Genomic DNA, 16,160 nt, shown 5'->3' on the forward strand with positions numbered 1-16,160 from the left:
GCTGTTGTCGACAAGAAAAATACTGTATCCAATATACGAGATGACAGTTTCGATACCCCGCCGGGCCTCTCTCTCTTCATCCTCCGGCGGACAACAGGAGGCTTCATAATGAAAAAAACGCTGGTCGCAGCGGTTGCCGCATTTGTCCTTGGTCTGTCGCAGGCGCAGGCCGCTGATCCGGTGGTGAGCTGGCGCATGCCCGCCGCAGTGCCGGAAGGGTCGTTCTTCTATAACAACTTCATGCAGCGCTTTGCCGATAACACCGACCGCCTGACCGCGGGCCGGGTCAAGATTCAGCCGTTCGGGGCCGGGGTGGTGGTGCCCGCCTTTAAAGTGTACGAATCGGTGCAGGACGGTGTGGTGGAAGCCGGGCATTCGACGCCGTCATTTCTGGTCAATGCCGACCCCACCAATGCGATTTTTGCCAGCTTCCCCGGCGGGATGGGGCCGGAAGGGACCCTGACCTGGCTGTATGAGGCAGGCGGCGAAAAGCTGTTGCAGGATTTCCGTAAGGAAAAGATGGGCCTGCACAGCATGGTGGTCGGGGTCGGTACCTCTGAGATTTTTGCCCATTCCAACAAGCCGATCCGGACCGTTGATGACCTGAAAGGCCTGAAGTACCGCACCTCCGGTGCTTGGGCGACGGTGCTGAAAGACAGTTTCGGTGCGGTCCCGACCGTGGTGCCGCCGGGGGAAATTTATACCCTGCTGCAGCGGAAAGGCGTTGATGCGGTGGAATGGGCCACCCCGTCGGCCAACATGAGTGAAGGCTTTCACGAAGTCGCCCCGTATCTGATTCTGCCGGGGGTGCATCAGCCGAGCTTCGTGTGGGAAGTGGTGGTCAAGCAGGATACCTGGAACAAGGTGCCTGATGACCTGAAGAGCCTGATCACCGCCGCTGCCAAGCTGACCACCTATGAAAGCCTGTCCCACTTCGCCCGTGAAGATGTGAAGGCAATGGAAGTCTATCGCAAAACCAAGGTGGAGATCATCACGCTGGACGACAAGAGCGTCGGCCAGCTGCGTGCCGCCGGTCGTCAGTGGGCGTTGGAGACCGCCAGCAAGCGTAAGGCTGAGGGCGATGCGACCATGTCCAAGGTGCTGGACTCTTACCTTGGGTACCAGAATGAGCTGACGGCCAATTCGTCCTACCTCGTCCGTGACGGGAAATAAGTTCCATCCGGCCGGGCCTGCCGGGGCGTGTTTTCCGCCCCGGTCAGATCCGGACGGACCCAACGGGAGACCGGGGATGACTGTTTTACTGCGGGGCTGTGACGCCCTTGCCGAAGGATTGGGATGGGTGGCCCGGATTGTCACCCTCGTGCTGATCGGGTCGATGCTCTACGAGGTGGTGGCCCGCTATGTGTTCAATGCCCCGACGATGTGGGCCTTTGACATTTCTTACATGCTGAATGGTGTGCTGTTTCTGCTGGGGGCAGCCTATGCCCTGAAACACGATGCCCATGTGCGGATTGATTTTCTGTCCCAGAAGTTTCCGCTGCGGGTGCAGCAGGGGATCAACGCTGTGGTCTACCTGCTGGTGCTGCTGCCGCTGGTCGGGGCATTTTCATGGATCGCCACCGGCAAGGCATACCGGGCCTATCTGACCGGGGCGGTTGAGGAAGTCAGCCCGTGGGCCCCGCTGATGTGGCCGTTTTATGGGGCGCTGGCGCTGGGGCTGTGGGCGATGACGCTGCAGTTGCTGGCCGAAGGGATTAAGTTTGCTCTTGGTCAGGCCCGCCCCGGTGCACAGCCGGAGTCTGTCGGACTGGGAGGTGAAGGATGAATCCCTCGGTTGCCATTGGCATGTTTCCGGCGCTGTTTGCGCTGGTGTTTCTGGGGATTCCGGTCTCCCTGTCACTGCTGATCGTCGCTGCCGGAGCCGGGGCGATTGTGTTTGGCTCCTCGGTGCTGGTGCAGCTCTACGGGCCGATTCTGTCAACGTCGTCGAATTTTGTGCTGGCGTCGATCCCGCTGTTTGTGTTCATGGGCGCGGTGCTGGAACGGTCAGGGATTGCTGCCCGTCTGTTTCAGGCATTGCAGCTGTGGATGGGCCGCCTGCCTGGTGGTCTGGCGATTGCCACCATTGCCATGTGCAGTGTTTTTGCCGCCGCCTCCGGCGTGGTCGGGGCGGTGGAAGTGGTGGTCGGGATGATGGCCCTTCCGGCGATGGCCAAGTATTCCTATGACCGTGGGCTGGTGGCCGGAACCATCTGCGCCGGTGGGTCGCTGGGTACGGTGATCCCGCCGTCGGTGGTGGTGGTGGTCTATGCCTCCATCGCCCAGATGTCGATCGGGCAGCTGTTTGCGGCCAGCATTATCCCCGGTCTGCTGATGGTGCTGTTTTTCCTCGGCTATATTCTGATCCGGGCGTTGCTGCGTCCGTCGGATGCGCCTCGGGTGCCGGTGGAAGACATCGCCATGCCGCTGGGGGAAAAGCTGCTGATCACCCTGAAGGCGCTGGTGCCGCCGGTGCTGCTGATTGTCGCGGTGCTGGGGTCGCTGCTGGGGGGGATCGCCTCGCCGACTGAAGCGGCGGCGGTCGGTGCGTTCGGTGCGGTGGCGCTGGCGGTCTTCTTCCGCGAGCTGTCGGTGCAGACCCTGAAGGAAGCGCTGGCGGTGACGGTGCGGATCACGGCAATGATCATGATGATCGTTGTCGGCGGTACGATGTTCACCAGCATCTTTGCGGTGGCCGGTGGCGGGCTGCTGGTCGGGTCGCTGGCGAAAGGTCTGGGGCTTGGTCCCTATGGGCTGATCGCGCTGTTTCTGTTCATTGTGTTCATCGCCGGATTTGTCCTCGACTGGATTTCGATCGTGCTGATCTGCGTGCCGATTTTTGCCCCGGCGGTGAAGGCGGCGGGTATTGATCCGGTGTGGTTTGCGATGATGGTGCTGGTGGTGATTCAGACGTCGTATCTGACGCCGCCGATGGCCCCGTCCATCTTTTACCTGAAGTCGATTGCCCCGCCTGATCTGACCTACGGGCATATGTATAAGGGGGTTATCCCCTTTGTGCTGATGCAGCTTCTGGTTCTGGTGGTTCTGCTGCTGGTGCCTGAGGCGGCAACCTGGCTGCCCAGCCTGATGGTCGGGTTGTAAGCGGGCCTGACCGAAAGAACAGGCAGACAGGACAGGCCCGGTGGCGTTTGCTGCCGGGCCTGTCTGCCGTTGTCAGAACGCCCGGCCATAGACATGGCGGATCTGGGCATAGAAGCGCAGGCAGTTGCGCAGCACCGGCAGGGTCTCTGGCCGGTGGGTCAGGACGTGGCGGCCCAGACGGCTGACCATTGCCCGTTCCGCCGGGCCAAGGGCGACGACCCCGCGCACGACGTGAGAGACATCGTCGTCCAGCTGCCGCAGCGTCGCGGGCAGCGGGGCCGGGGCCGTGGCAGGCGGCGGGCCCTGATAGGGGCCAAGGCGGTCGATCAGCGCCATCACCCGGTCGGCGAAAGCATCGGGATGATACATCTCCAGCGCCAGAGTCCGCACCCCGGTCAGCAGGGCTTCGGGGCTCATCTGCGCGGGCAGGATGTTGGTGGACCACGGCTGGCCGGTGCCATAGGGCTGATCGGGCTGCAACCGCCCGGCATTGCTCAGGCGGCGGTGCAGCGGGCTGCCTTCCGGGGCGGCCAGCGCCCCCAGTGTGAACACCGGGATCGGGGCGTGACGGGTAAAGGCGCGCTGGCGGTCGAAGATATCCGGCCCGTCGGCGTCAAAGCCGACGATCAGGCCGCTGATGACCATGATGTGGTGGTCAAGGAACCGTCCGACCATCTCCATCGGGTCAGCCTGAAGGTTCTGGCGTTTGCCGGTTTCCCGCAGGCTGTCGGCACTGGGGGTTTCCAGCCCGATGAAGACCGCCTGAATCCCGGCTCTGGCACTCAGGCGCAGCATGTCTTCATCCCGCGCCACGTCGATCGACATCTGGGTGGTGAAGCCGACCGGACCATCGGGGCGGCTGTGGTTCCAGTCGATCAGGGCCTCCAGCAGGGCCCGGGCCCGGGCGCGGGTGGCACTGAAATTATCATCGGCAATGAAGATGGAACGGTAGCCGTGGGCATACAGCGCGTCCAGCTCGCGGATCACCTGCGGCGGGTCCTTATGGCGCTGTTTGCGCCCGACGTAGGTCGGCACATCGCAGAATTCGCAGGGGAACGGGCAGCCGCGGGAGGTCTGTACCGTGCCCATCAGGGCCCGGTGGTTGGGATAGAGGTCCCAGCGCGGCAGCGGCGAGGCGGACAGATCGGCCCGGGTGCCGGTGTATTCGGCCTGCCATGTTCCGTCACGCAGATCGGCGAACAGCCGGGGGGCGATCTCCTCAATCTCGCCACGCACCAGCACGTCGCAGTGGGGCCGGATCCGCTCCGGGGCCAGCGAGGCATAGGGGCCGCCGATCACCACCACCTTGCCGCGCTGGCGGTAGGCTGCGGCCAGTTCCAGCATCCGGGGCACCTGCGGGGTCTTGCCGGTCAGGGCAATGACGGATTCCGGCGGGTCAGGGTCAGCGGGGCTGATCTGTTCGTCACACAGGCGAACCGGCATATCCGGCGGCACCATCGCCGCCACCGTGGCAATGGCCAGATCGGCCACCAGCTGCACACCGCCGCCGGGGCTGCCGATGAAGACATCGGTCCCGAAATAGGCCTGTGAGTCAGGATAGGGATTGATGAGATACAGTCCGGTCATGCCCCATCATTGCTGGGGCAGGCCGCCCTGTCACCTGTTGCCGGCTGCCGGAGGCCCCCGGTTCAACCGCGATTGATCTCCGCCGGGGGGAACATCTGCGCCCGCAGGTCCGGCGGCATCCGGGCGGCGGCGGCGCGGACCAGCATCTGGCCGTAGCCGACCCCCCGCGGCCACAGCAGCGGCAACGGAGTCAGATGGGTGATGAAGGCCTCCAGCGCCGTATCATCCAGCACCGGGACAGTGCCATGGGTCTGGTACAGCGCCCATGCCAGAGACAGCTCCTGCCCCCAGAAAAAGGCCTGCGTCGCCTGAATATTGGCCTGTACGGCCTGCATCTCCACAATCCGGCGGGAGTCGAAAAACGGCAGCCAGTAATCGGCAAGGATCACATCAACCGGCCGGTCCGGGTCGGGGCACCAGCGGGTGGCATCGCCGGAAATCAGGCGGAGCTTGGCGGCAGCCTCCGGCGGCAGCTGGGCGGGCAGATCGAGATCGGCGGCAAACGCGTGAATTTCGGGGTCCAGCTCCACCACCGTTACGGCGGTCACCGCCGGGTTGAGGGCGGCGTTGGCGGCGGCAATCCCCATGCCGAAGCCCAGAACCACAACGTGACCATGGGCCAGCCGACAGCCCAGCTCCTGACTTTCAATCTCCGGCGGGGTCACCGACATCCAGGTGACGTCGTTCCGCAGCAGGACAGCGGCATCGGTCACCACATAGCTGTCCCCCCAGTATCCCTGCATCAGCCCCATCGGCAGGCGGCTGACGGTCCAGCGCCCATGACTGACATCGGGGAAAGAGGGGATCCACAGCGGGCAGTGGTACAGCCGGGTCAGGCGGCCGGAGCTTTCTTCCAGTCTGGTCAGAATGGCTGCGGGGAGGGCGAGAGACATCGGGGGAGAGTTCCTTGCCGGAAAACATGTGGTGGAAGAAACTAAATCAAAAAGTGTAAATATTCAATAAAATCACTCATTGAGAGTTTTGTGAGACTCCCGGGCTTGCGCCGGGCCGCAAGGCGCGTTTACCTGCCCACAGCCGGAGAGACAGCCGGAGAGTCAGGTGAGGGGCACATGCGGCAGCAGAGGATCATGGTTGGCTTTATCCCGCTGGATGCCGTCGGGCCGCCGGGAGAGCGCTGGGCGTGGGGGCTGCTGTCGGCGGAGGAACGGATCCGGGCGGAGCGGCGGGTGCGGGCCAGCAGCCGTCTGGAATTTACGGTTGCCCATGCCCTGAAGCGCCTGATGCTGGCCGAGGCCACCGGTGCTGATCCGATGACCCTGCGGTTTGCCCCCCGCGATGAACATGGCAAACCGGCGCTGACCGGCGGAGAGGAGGGGTTTGATTTCAACCTCAGCCATACCGCCGGGGCGGTCGCCTGTGCGGTGGTCAGCGGGGGCGGCGCGGAAAACGGCATCGGCATTGATCTGGAAGCCGCCGACCGCCGTATCACTCTGGAGTTGGCTGACCGCTTTTTTGCCGCCGATGAAACCGGCTGGATCCGGGCGCAGCCGCAGCCCGATCAGGCGTTTCTGGCGGTCTGGACCCTGAAGGAAGCGTTTGTGAAAGCGGCGGGGCGCGGTCTGGCGCTGGGGCTGACGGCTTTTTCGGTCCGTCCGCCGCCGGATCAGGGGCCGGACCCGCAGCCTGCCCGCCTGCTGCGGCAGGAGGGGGAAGCCTGTCTGCCGCAGCCGGTGCGGCTGTGGCAATGGCTGACCCCGTCCGGGCACCGGGTCGGGCTGGGTCTGACCGGCCCGGAGGTGGAACAGGCGACCGTGACAGTGCGCACCGGGTGGCCGGGGCTGACCCGCACCGGATCCGGGCACGAGAGCGGAATAGGATAACGGGGCAGCAATGCCGTAACGCAGGAAGGATGAAGCGATGAAGCGGTTTGTGGCAAAAGGCATTGCGGCCCTGCTGGCTCTGGCACCGGTTCCGGCGACGGCGGGGCAGGGCAGCGCGTGGGACTATACCTTTACTGGTATCGACGGGCAGGACGTGCCGTTGCGTCAGTTTGCGGGCAAGGTGGTGCTGGTGGTCAACACCGCCTCGCAGTGTGGATTTACCCCGCAGTATGAGGGGCTTCAGGCGTTGTGGCAGACCTACCGCGACCGGGGGCTGGTGGTGATCGGTGTGCCGTCCAATGATTTCGGCGGGCAGGAACCGGGCAGCAAGGAAGAGATCAAGACCTTCTGCGAAACCACCTTCAATGTCGATTTTCCGCTGATGGATAAGGTGATGGTCAGCGGTGGCGCGGCGCATCCGTTTTATCTGTGGGCGGCGTCGCAGGTCGGGGCGGTGGGCGTGCCACGCTGGAACTTCCATAAGTATCTGATCACCCCCGACGGGCAGATTGCCGACTGGTATTCGTCGCTGACCAAGCCGCAGGACCCGAAGGTGACGGCGGCGATTGAAGCTCTGCTGCCGCAGGTCACGCGGTGACGGCCACCCTGAACAGCGGGATGCCCGAAGGCCTGCGGCGCTGGGTTGCGGTGTTTGAGCAGCTGAGCCCGCAGGCGCTGGAAACGCTGGAAGAGGCCGTGACGGCGGATGTGCGGTTCTGTGATCCGTTTCATGACGTGCGCGGAGTGGCGGCGGTGCGGCAGATTTTGCAGCAGACTGTCACCCATGCCCCCGATGCCCGGTTTACCGTGCATGGGGTGGCGCAGCCGGACCCGCAGACCGCCTATCTGCACTGGACGATGACCGCCACCGTGCCGGTGCTGGGGCCATGGACGGTGACGGGGATGAGTGTGGTGACACTGGCCCCGGATGGCCGGGTGGCGGCGCATGTTGATCACTGGGACGCCTCGGTGCAGTTTTATCAGCGTCTGCCGGTGATCGGCGGGCTGCTGGCGCGGCTGCGACGGACGGTGGCGCGGCGGATGACGGGGACCGGCCCGCACTGAAGGCGGCGGGTCGATTCCGGTCCCCGGCGGGGGGGCCTTCCCAACGGGCTTTACAGCCCGTCATCGTCTTGCCCAACGGGCTTTATGGCCCGTCATCGTCTTGCCCAACGGGCTTACAGCCCGTCATCGTCTTGCCATGTCCGGCCATCGCGTTCGATCAGGGCGACGGCGGCACTCGGTCCCCAGGTTCCGGCGGCATAGGGGCGGACCGGCTGATGGGTGCCGGCCCAGCCGGACAGGATCGGTTCCGCCCATTGCCATGCTGCTTCCACCTCGTCCCGGCGCATGAACAGGGTGGAGTTGCCACGCACCACGTCCAGCAGCAGCCGTTCATAGGCATCGGGGTAATGGGTGCCGTAGGTTTCGGCGAATGACAGGTTCAGCGGGGCCGGGCGCAGGCGCAGGCCGCCGGGGCCGGGGTCTTTGCCCATCAGGTGCAGGGTGATGCCTTCATCCGGCTGCAACCGCACCACCAGCCGGTTGGGCTGGACCGGGCCGGAGTCGGCGGGGAAGATATTGTGCGGCGGGGGCCGGAACTGGATGATGATTTCTGACGTGCGGCGGGCCAGACGCTTGCCGGTCCGCAGATAAAACGGCACCCCGGCCCACCGCCAGTTACAGACCTCGGCCTTCAGGGCCACGAAGGTTTCGGTTTCTGACGCCGGGCGGCCCAGATCTTCGACGTAGCCATCCACCGCCTGCCCGGCAATCGCCCCCGGGCGGTATTGGCCGCGCACGGTGGACTGGGCCAGATCCGCTGCGGTCATCGGGCGCAGGGCGCGCAGGATTTTCAGCTTTTCGTCCCGCACCGCATCCTGCGTCATGTGAGAGGGGGGCTCCATCGCCACCAGACACAGCAGTTGCAGCAGATGGTTCTGGACCATATCGCGCAGGGCACCGGTCTGGTCGTAGAATTCGCCGCGCTTTTCGACGCCGACCGTTTCGGCCACCGAAATCTGTACGTGGTCGATGTAACGGGCATTCCACAGCGGCTCGAACAGGCTGTTGGCGAAGCGCAGCGCCAGCAGGTTCTGCACCGTTTCCTTACCCAGATAATGGTCGATCCGGAAAATCTGGTGTTCGGCAAACACCGCGCCGACAGCGGCGTTGATGGCGCGGGCCGAGGCCAGATCGTGCCCCAGCGGCTTTTCCAGCACCACCCGCGCCTGTGGCGTGACCAGCCCGGCCTGTTGCAGCCGCTGACAGATGATGCCGAACAGCCCCGGAGCGGTGGCAAGATAATAGGCGCGGATCCGGTCCGGCGCCGGGGTCAGCAGGGCAGCCAGTGCGGGCCAGCCGTCCTCACTCAGGGCATCGACCCGCACATGATCCAGCCGGGTCAGGAAGGTGGCCCATGCGGCGGGGTCCGGGGTGTCGTGCAGGTGGGGGCGGGCCTGTTCATCCGCCATGGCCCGGAAGGCGGCGGCATCCAGCGGGCTGCGTGAGACCCCGATGATGCGCGCCCCGGCGGGGATCTGCCCGGCGACATCGCGCTGGAACAGCGATGGCAGCAGCTTGCGCATCGACAGATCGCCGGTGCCACCGAAAATCACGAAATCAAAGCAATCCACCTGTCTGGCCTGCGGGCTGGCCGGGGACCACATCGGGGCGGGCGTCGGGCTGGATGACATGGGGAGTCCTCTGGTCCGCTGGTATTAAACTGGTGTCGTGAGGATAGCATCGGGCAGGCCGCCGACAACCGACAATTTGGTGATAAAGCGGATCAGACTGGTCTTTTTGAGGCAGGAACCGCAGACTGGTATTGCATGGTTTGCCGGATGGTATTTGTCTGGTATTGGTTTTGCTGAGACCGGTTTATCACAGAATGACCGCCGCTGTTCCGGTCCGGCGGGATCTGACGGGATAAGGGCCGATGGCGGCGCAACAGTATCTACTGGGGGTTGATGGCGGGGGCACCACCTGCCGGGCACGGCTGACCGACCGGGCGGGTACGGTGCTGGGGCAGGGGCTGGCCGGGCCCTGCAACATCCGGCTGGGGGCTGCGGTGGCCTGGGCAGAGATCCACCGTGCCTGTGGGGCGGCTTTTGCGGCTGCCGGTCTTCCGGCGGCGGCGATGGGGCAGACTGTTGCCGTGTTCGGTCTGGCCGGGGCGGCGCAGGCGTCGCACCTGCAGGACTTTCTTGGTCAGCCGCAGCCGTTTGCCGCGCTGGAGGTCACCGGCGATGCGGTGATCGCCTGCCTTGGGGCGTTTGGCGGGGCCGATGGGGCGATTCTGATTACCGGCACCGGCAGCGCCGGGTTCGGTCTGGTGGACGGGCGGCAGATCACGGCGGGCGGCTGGGGATTTGAACTGTCCGATCACGGCAGCGGCGCGTGGATCGGGCGGCGGGCGCTGGAACTGGCGGTGCAGGGCTGGGATGGTATGGCCGATGCTGGGGCGCTGGGCGCAGCGGTGCTGGCCCGGTTCGGCGGCACACCGTTCGGGGTGATTGACTGGGTTGGGTCGGCCCGTCCGGCGGAGTATGCGGCACTGGTCCCGCTGGTGCTGGAGCAGGCCGCGGCGGGCGATACGGCGGCGGCGGCGCTGCTGGAAGAGGCGGCGGGCCATGCGGCCGCCGTTCTGCTGCGGCTGCGGGCGTTGGGGGCGCCGCGTCTGGCGCTGGTCGGCGGTCTGGCCGGGGTGCTGGCCCCGCGCCTGCCGGGGGCGGTGCAGGATCTGCTGGTGTCCCCGCAGGATGATGCCCTGTCGGGGGCGTTGATTCTGGCCGGACGGACTGCGGGAGATCGGTGATGCGTGAGATCCTGACCGGCGCGCGGATTTTTACCGGCACCGACTGGCTGGATGATCAGGCGGTGGGCCTTGATGGCGGGCGGATTGCCGCCCTGTATCCGGTGACGGAGCTTCCTGCCGGGGTGCCGCAGCGGGCGTTGCCTGCGGGATCACTGCTGGTGCCGGGGTTTATCGACATTCAGGTGAATGGTGGCGGCGGGGTGCTGCTGAATGAGACGCCGACCGCTGCGGCGCTGGAAACAATGGTGGCGGCTCACCGCCGTTTCGGCACCACCGGGATGCTGCCGACCGTCATCACCGATACGCCGGAGGTGACGGAGCAGGCCGCTGCCGCCGTACAGGCTGCCCTGCGGCATTCTGGCAGCGGGGTGCTGGGGCTGCATCTGGAAGGGCCGTTCATCAGCCCGGCCCGCCGGGGCTGCCATGCCGAGCGGTTTGTCCGCACCCCGACGGCGGCAGACCGGCGGCAGATGGCGGATCTGGCCCGGTCACTGGGGCCGGGGCGGCTGCTGATGACATTGGCCCCGGAGCAGGTGGACGATGCCTTCATCCGTGCCATGGTGGCGGCGGGGGCGGTGATCTCCGGCGGGCATTCCGCCGCCGGGGCGGAGCGGACCCGGCAGGCGGTGGCCGCCGGTCTGTCCTGCTTTACCCATCTGTTCAATGCAATGCCGCCGGTCGCCGGGCGGGAGCCGGGGATTGCCGGGGCGGCGATCCTCAGCCCGCAGGCGTGGTGCGGCATCATCTGCGACGGGGTGCATGTGGACCCGCTGACGCTGCGGCTGGTGCTGGCGGCCCGGGGGGCGGAGCGGCTGATTCTGGTCACCGATGCGATGCCGCCGGTCGGGACCGGGGCTGATCATTTTCTGCTGTATGGCGAACGGATCCTGCGCCGTGACGGGCGGCTGGTGACCGAGGCCGGGGTGCTGGCCGGGGCGGATATCGACATGGCGTCCTGCGTCCGCAATGCGGTGTCCCTGCTGGGGCTGCCGCTGGAAACGGCACTGCGGATGGCGTCGCTGCACCCCGCGATGCTGTTGGGGCAGGACCGGCAGCGCGGGCGGATCGGTCCCGGGTTTGCCGCCGACCTGACGCTGCTGTCGCCGGATCTGGCGGTGCTGGGCACCTGGATCGGCGGTGACTGGGCGGCAGGGGACGGCCATGACTGACACGCCCGGCGCTGCGTCCCCGCCCCCCGCCGGACCGTTATCGCCCGATGATCCGCTGCCGCTGTATCTACAGCTGGCATCCCGTCTGCGGGCGATGGTGGCGGCGGACCGTGCCGGTCAGGCGGCGGCCCTGCCGAGTGAGCGGGTGCTGTCGGAACGCTTTGGCGTCTCGCGCGTGACGGTGCGCAAGGCCCTGCGCGAACTGATCGCCGACGGGCTGCTGCACCCCCGGCAGGGGGCCGGAACGTTTGTTACCCCGTCCCCGCACCGCGAACAGCGGCTGTCAGCGCTGATCGGTTTTTCGGAAGATATGCAGTCGCGCGGGCTGGAGGCCGGAACCGTCTGGCTGAACCGCTCTCTGGCGCTGGCGACGCCGGAAGAGGCGATGGCGCTGGGCATTGCCCCGGGGTCGAAAGTATCGCGCCTGTACCGGCTGCGGCTGGCCGACGGCGCACCGATGGCGCTGGAGCTGACCACGGTGCCGACCCGCTTTCTGCCGGATCCGGCGGTGGTCAGCGGATCACTCTATACCGTGCTGCGCCAGAACGGGTTTGCCCCGTTCCGGGCGCTGCAACGGTTGACTGCGGTGATTCTGACCGTCAAGCAGGCGCGTCTTCTGGAAGTGCCGGACGGGTCCGCCGCCCTGTCGATTGAACGGCGGACCATGCTGGAGGACGGGACCCCGGTGGAACTGGTCCGGTCCCATTACCGGGGCGAGGTCTATGATGTGGTGGTCGAACTGAACCTGACGGATCCGGCCTGACGGGGCCGGTCAGCCATAGGTCATCTCAGCCATAGGTCATCAGCGGCCCGTAGAGAGACGGGCGGCGGTCGCGGAACAGACCCCACCCGGCGCGGCGGTCGCGGATGGCGGCGAGATCGACGGTGGCGGTCAGGACCGCCGGATTACTGCGTCCGGCTTCTGCCAGCAGGCCGCCGGTCTCATCAGCGATAAAAGAGGACCCATAAAAGGTCAGGGCGCAGGTGTCCCACTGTTCGGTGCCGATACGGTTGGCTGCCGCCACCACGGCCATATTGGCGGCGGCGTGGCCCTGCATGGTGCGGCACCAGTGCGGCCGGGAGTCGAGATCCGGGGCGGTCGGTTCTGACCCGATGGCGGTCGGATAGAGCAGGACATCGGCCCCCATCAGCACCATCGCCCGCGCCGCCTCGGGGAACCACTGATCCCAGCAGATGCCGACGCCAAGGGTGCCGACGGCGGTTTCCCACACCCGAAAACCGGTATCGCCGGGGCTGAAGTAGAATTTCTCCTGATAACCGGGGCCGTCGGGGATGTGGCTTTTGCGGTACAGACCCCGGACCGCGCCGTCGGCATCAATCACCGCGACGCTGTTGAAAAAGCTCTGGTTGGCTTTTTCAAAAAAGCTGACCGGCAGCACCACCCCCAGTTCCCGCGCGATGGCCTGAAACCGGGCGATCACCGGGTTGCCGGCAAAAGGGCGGGCAAGGGTGAAGTACTGGGCCTTCTGCTCCGGGCAGAAATAGGGGGTCTCGAACAGTTCCGGCAGCAGCACCAGCCCGGCCCCCTGCGCTGCGGCCCGGCGGACCAAAGCTTCGGCGGTGTCGAGGTTGGCGGGCAGATCCCAGGTGCAGGCCATCTGGGTGACGGCAAGGGTTAACGGGGTCATGGGCGGTCTCCGGCAGCGGTTTCAAAGCCTTGCAGCACATTGACGGTGTTGACCCCCAGATCGTCGACCGCATAACCGCCTTCCATCACGAACAGGGTTGGCAGATCCACACCGGCCAGCAGGGCGCCGGTATCGCGGTAATCGTCGCCTGTCAGCCTGAAAAAGCTGATCGGGTCGTGTTCGTAGGTATCCAGCCCCAGCGAGATCACCAGCAGATCCGGCGCATAGGCGCGGATGCGGTCAAGGGCCCGTTCCAGCGCCTGTTTCCACACGCTGTAAGGGGTGCCCTCCGGCAGGGGGTAGTTGACGGTGAAACCCTCTCCCGCGCCGTGACCGGTCTCATCCTCCCAGCCCATGAAATACGGGTAGGCCTGATCGGGGGTGCCATGCAGGGACAGGAACAGCACGTCGCTGCGGTCGTAGAAAATCTCCTGCGTGCCGTTGCCGTGGTGAAAGTCCACATCCAGCACCGCCACCCGCTGCGCCCCGTGGTCCAGTGCGGCCTGTGCGGCGATGGCGGCATTGTTGAGGAAGCAGTAGCCGCCAAACTGGTCGCGGGGGGCGTGATGCCCCGGCGGGCGGCACAGGGCAAAGGCGGCACGGTCGCCGCCCAGCACCGCATCCAGCGCGGTCAGGGCGGTCTGGGCACTCCAGTATGCGGCTTCCCACGTGCCTTCGACGATGCCGGTCTCGCCGCACAGGGCATAATAGCCGACCCGGGCCTCAATATGGCTGCTGGGGCGGCGGAACGGCATGGTCCGGCCCGGCCAGACGCTGGGGGTGACCTGCCCGCTGAACCCGGCGGCGGTCCAGTCTGCCCATACGGTCTGCAGGAACTGCACATACCCGGCATCATGGACCCGCAGCACCGGCCCCAGCCCGTGATCGGCGGGCGGTGTGACCGGCCCCAGCCCGACCTCGCGCACGCGGGCCAGCACATATTCGGCCCGCTGCGGGCATTCAAACGGTTCAACCACGGTTCCGCCGAAAGGTTCGGCGCGGGCATGGTGAAGGGTATGACGATCTGAATAGACGGTCAGCATCGGCGTGATCCACGGTCAGGAGGGGAAGAGGTGCCGGGGGTTCAGCGGCCCCCCGGCCGGGCCGGAGCGGGGATTACTGGAACAGACGGGTCCAGACGCGGTCCCGCAGTTTGACCGCCTGATCGGAGCAGACCGGCTGGAACACCGTTTTCACCCCGGCGGGCGGATTGATTTCCGGCGCGTCGCGCAGATCGGGGCTGAGGAAGGCCTGACTGCCCTTGATGCCGTTGGAATAGCGGGCGAAGTTAGACTGAATGGCGATGTTTTCCGGCTTCAGCATAAAGTCGATGAAGGTCAGGGCGTTTTTATAGTTCCGGGCGGTTTTCGGCACCGCCAGACTGTCCATAAAGGCCAGAACCCCTTCCTTCGGGTAGACATAGGTGATGGTGGGGCGGACATCGCGCGCCCGTTTGGCGGCCCCGTTCCAGATCATATGCATGGCGACCTCGCCCGAGGCCAGCCGCTCGTGAATCCCTTCAGAACTGTAGATCTTCACCGCCGGTTTCTGGGCGGCGAGCAGGTCTTCGACCTTTTTCAGGTCCTTGGGGGCGTCGTCGCACTGCGGCAGGCCGAGGGCGATGGCGGCAACGGCGGTCACCTCTTCCGGGGTTTTGAACATGCCGATGTTGCCGCGCAGTTCCGGCGGCGGAGTGAACAGCAGGGCGGCGCTGTCGGTCGGCCCTTTGTAGACGGCGGTATCGACGGCGAAAGAGGTGGTGCCCCACATCCACGGCACGGTGTAGCGGTTGCCGGGGTCCCATTCCGGGTTGCGCCAGCGGTCGTCGATGTTGGCGTAGTTGCCCAGTTTCGGGGCGTCAATCGGTTGCAGCAGCCCGTCTTTGATCAGGATCGGCACAAAGTTGTGGGATGGCACCACAATGTCATAGGCGGCGTTCCCGGCCTTCAGTTTCGCCAGCAGGGTCTCGTTGGAGTCATAAACGTCCAGCGTCACCTTGATCCCGGTTTCCTGTTCGAATTTGGCAAGGATCTCCGGGGCGGTGTAATCCGACCAGTTGTAGATGAACAGCTCCTCTCCGGCGGCGGCGGGGCCTGCGGTGGCGGTCAGGACGGCAAGCGACAGGGCGGCGGTCAGTCGTTTCATCGGTGGGCTCTCCTGTTCAGGGTCTCCGTGCGGGCGGGACCTCTGTTTTTTTGGGGATCAGCGGCGGCGGGTCAGCAGGTGGGACAGGGTCACCACCATCACGGACACCGCCAGCAGGATGGTCGAGATGGCGTTGATTTCCGGCGACACCCCCAGCCGCAGCATGCCGTAGATGTACAGCGGCAGGGTGGTGGCGCCGGGCTCGGCCACCATCATGGTGATGATGAAATCGTCGATGGAGGTGATCAGCGCCAGCAGGGCGCCGGAGACAATCCCCGGGGCCAGCAGGGGCAGGGTCACGGTGCGCAGGGTCTGCCACGGGGTGGCGTAGAGATCACGGGCGGCCAGCTCGATGCTCTCGTCCATCCGTTCCAGCCGGGCGCGGATCGGCAGATAGGCGAAGGGGATGCAGAAGGCGACATGGGCCAGAATGATGTTGCCCAGCCCCAGCGACAGTCCAATGGCGGAAAACAGCAGCAGGGTGGCAACGGCGGTGACGATTTCCGGCACCACCAGCGGGGTCATGATCAGGCCGCCGGTGACTTTCTTCCCGAAAAAGGGGACCCCGCGCTTCATCGCCAGTGCGGCGGCGGTGGCGACCACCGTGGCGATGGCGGTGGCACAGACGGCAACGGTCAGGCTGTTGAGGGCCGCGCGCTGGATCTGGCTGTCAGCGGCGATTTTGGCGTACCACGTCAGGGAAAAGCCGCTCCACACCGTGCCGGACCGGGTGGCGTTGAAGGAAAACACCACCAGCAGCACCAGCGGTGCATAGAGATAGGCAAAGAACAGCCAGGTGAACCCCCGGAAGCCGGGCAGATCAGTGACTTTGCGGATTGTCCGGGCCATG

At 65.8% G+C, this 16,160-nt stretch carries 16 protein-coding genes; 9 read left to right on the plus strand and 7 right to left on the minus strand.

Translation table 11 applies throughout. The annotated features are described in order from the left end of the window. Nucleotides 1–108: 108 nt before the first annotated feature. From dctP to G365_RS0115220, 3 genes are all read left to right on the plus strand, one after another. Entirely contained in the window at nucleotides 109–1,173 is a 1,065-nt protein-coding gene (dctP, locus tag G365_RS0115210; RefSeq protein ID WP_019646391.1) for a TRAP transporter substrate-binding protein DctP, read from the plus strand. Between the two features lie 76 nt (nucleotides 1,174–1,249). Next, nucleotides 1,250–1,786 (plus strand): TRAP transporter small permease subunit, encoded by a 537-nt coding sequence (locus tag G365_RS0115215; RefSeq protein ID WP_019646392.1) that lies wholly within the window; start codon nucleotides 1,250–1,252, stop codon nucleotides 1,784–1,786. Further along, entirely contained in the window at nucleotides 1,783–3,102 is a 1,320-nt protein-coding gene (locus G365_RS0115220) for a TRAP transporter large permease (protein WP_019646393.1), read from the plus strand. The genes G365_RS0115215 and G365_RS0115220 overlap by 4 nt, the downstream gene beginning before the upstream one ends. A 72-nt stretch (nucleotides 3,103–3,174) precedes the next feature. Here the strand turns inward: G365_RS0115220 and G365_RS21855 are convergent, their stop codons facing one another. Together G365_RS21855 and G365_RS21860 are read right to left on the minus strand one after the other, a co-directional pair. Continuing rightward, nucleotides 3,175–4,689 carry a B12-binding domain-containing radical SAM protein gene (locus G365_RS21855; RefSeq protein ID WP_019646394.1) on the minus strand — a complete coding sequence of 505 codons (1,515 nt, stop codon included), beginning with the start codon at nucleotides 4,687–4,689 and terminating at the stop codon, nucleotides 3,175–3,177. 62 nt (nucleotides 4,690–4,751) lie between these two features. Then, the gene (locus tag G365_RS21860; RefSeq protein ID WP_019646395.1) at nucleotides 4,752–5,582 is read right to left on the minus strand and encodes a hypothetical protein; all 831 of its coding nucleotides are present in this window, start codon (nucleotides 5,580–5,582) and stop codon (nucleotides 4,752–4,754) included. Between the two features lie 195 nt (nucleotides 5,583–5,777). Here G365_RS21860 and G365_RS23125 point away from each other — a divergent pair, with 195 nt between their 5' ends. From G365_RS23125 to G365_RS0115245, 3 genes are read left to right on the plus strand one after another with little or no spacing between them, the layout of a single operon-like run. Beyond that, nucleotides 5,778–6,530, plus strand: a complete 753-nt coding sequence (locus G365_RS23125) for a 4'-phosphopantetheinyl transferase family protein (RefSeq protein ID WP_169545166.1) — start codon at nucleotides 5,778–5,780, stop codon at nucleotides 6,528–6,530. A gap of 37 nt (nucleotides 6,531–6,567) precedes the next feature. Then, on the plus strand, nucleotides 6,568–7,128 hold the full coding sequence (locus tag G365_RS0115240) for a glutathione peroxidase (protein WP_019646397.1): 561 nt from the start codon (nucleotides 6,568–6,570) through the stop codon (nucleotides 7,126–7,128). Beyond that, on the plus strand, nucleotides 7,125–7,595 hold the full coding sequence (locus tag G365_RS0115245; RefSeq protein WP_019646398.1) for a nuclear transport factor 2 family protein: 471 nt from the start codon (nucleotides 7,125–7,127) through the stop codon (nucleotides 7,593–7,595). The genes G365_RS0115240 and G365_RS0115245 overlap by 4 nt, the downstream gene beginning before the upstream one ends. A gap of 113 nt (nucleotides 7,596–7,708) precedes the next feature. Here the strand turns inward: G365_RS0115245 and zwf are convergent, their stop codons facing one another. Continuing rightward, nucleotides 7,709–9,226 (minus strand): glucose-6-phosphate dehydrogenase, encoded by a 1,518-nt coding sequence (gene zwf / locus G365_RS0115250; RefSeq protein WP_019646399.1) that lies wholly within the window; start codon nucleotides 9,224–9,226, stop codon nucleotides 7,709–7,711. A 242-nt stretch (nucleotides 9,227–9,468) separates the two neighbouring features. On the opposite strand from zwf, the gene G365_RS0115255 reads away from it, so the two are divergent. Genes G365_RS0115255 through G365_RS0115265 form a run of 3 tightly spaced genes read left to right on the plus strand, consistent with a single transcriptional unit; the run spans nucleotide 9,469 to nucleotide 12,279 of the window. Continuing rightward, entirely contained in the window at nucleotides 9,469–10,347 is an 879-nt protein-coding gene (locus G365_RS0115255) for a BadF/BadG/BcrA/BcrD ATPase family protein (RefSeq protein WP_019646400.1), read from the plus strand. Continuing rightward, the gene (gene nagA, locus G365_RS0115260) at nucleotides 10,347–11,516 is read left to right on the plus strand and encodes an N-acetylglucosamine-6-phosphate deacetylase (RefSeq protein WP_019646401.1); all 1,170 of its coding nucleotides are present in this window, start codon (nucleotides 10,347–10,349) and stop codon (nucleotides 11,514–11,516) included. Before G365_RS0115255 ends, nagA begins: the two co-directional genes overlap by 1 nt. After that, nucleotides 11,509–12,279, plus strand: a complete 771-nt coding sequence (locus G365_RS0115265) for a GntR family transcriptional regulator (RefSeq protein WP_019646402.1) — start codon at nucleotides 11,509–11,511, stop codon at nucleotides 12,277–12,279. Before nagA ends, G365_RS0115265 begins: the two co-directional genes overlap by 8 nt. A gap of 25 nt (nucleotides 12,280–12,304) precedes the next feature. Here the strand turns inward: G365_RS0115265 and aguB are convergent, their stop codons facing one another. From aguB to G365_RS0115285, 4 genes are all read right to left on the minus strand, one after another. After that, complete coding sequence (gene aguB, locus G365_RS0115270; protein ID WP_019646403.1) at nucleotides 12,305–13,165, minus strand: N-carbamoylputrescine amidase; 861 nt, start codon at nucleotides 13,163–13,165, stop codon at nucleotides 12,305–12,307. Beyond that, nucleotides 13,162–14,208 carry a histone deacetylase family protein gene (locus G365_RS0115275; RefSeq protein WP_019646404.1) on the minus strand — a complete coding sequence of 349 codons (1,047 nt, stop codon included), beginning with the start codon at nucleotides 14,206–14,208 and terminating at the stop codon, nucleotides 13,162–13,164. Before G365_RS0115275 ends, aguB begins: the two co-directional genes overlap by 4 nt. 73 nt (nucleotides 14,209–14,281) lie before the next feature. After that, on the minus strand, nucleotides 14,282–15,310 hold the full coding sequence (locus tag G365_RS0115280) for an ABC transporter substrate-binding protein (RefSeq protein WP_019646405.1): 1,029 nt from the start codon (nucleotides 15,308–15,310) through the stop codon (nucleotides 14,282–14,284). Between the two features lie 57 nt (nucleotides 15,311–15,367). Continuing rightward, nucleotides 15,368–16,159, minus strand: coding sequence for an ABC transporter permease (locus G365_RS0115285; protein WP_019646406.1), 792 nt, complete (start codon nucleotides 16,157–16,159; stop codon nucleotides 15,368–15,370). Between the last annotated feature and the right edge of the window lies 1 nt (nucleotide 16,160).

The organism is Novispirillum itersonii subsp. itersonii ATCC 12639, assembly GCF_000381985.1.
GTDB lineage: Bacteria > Pseudomonadota > Alphaproteobacteria > Rhodospirillales > Rhodospirillaceae > Novispirillum > Novispirillum itersonii.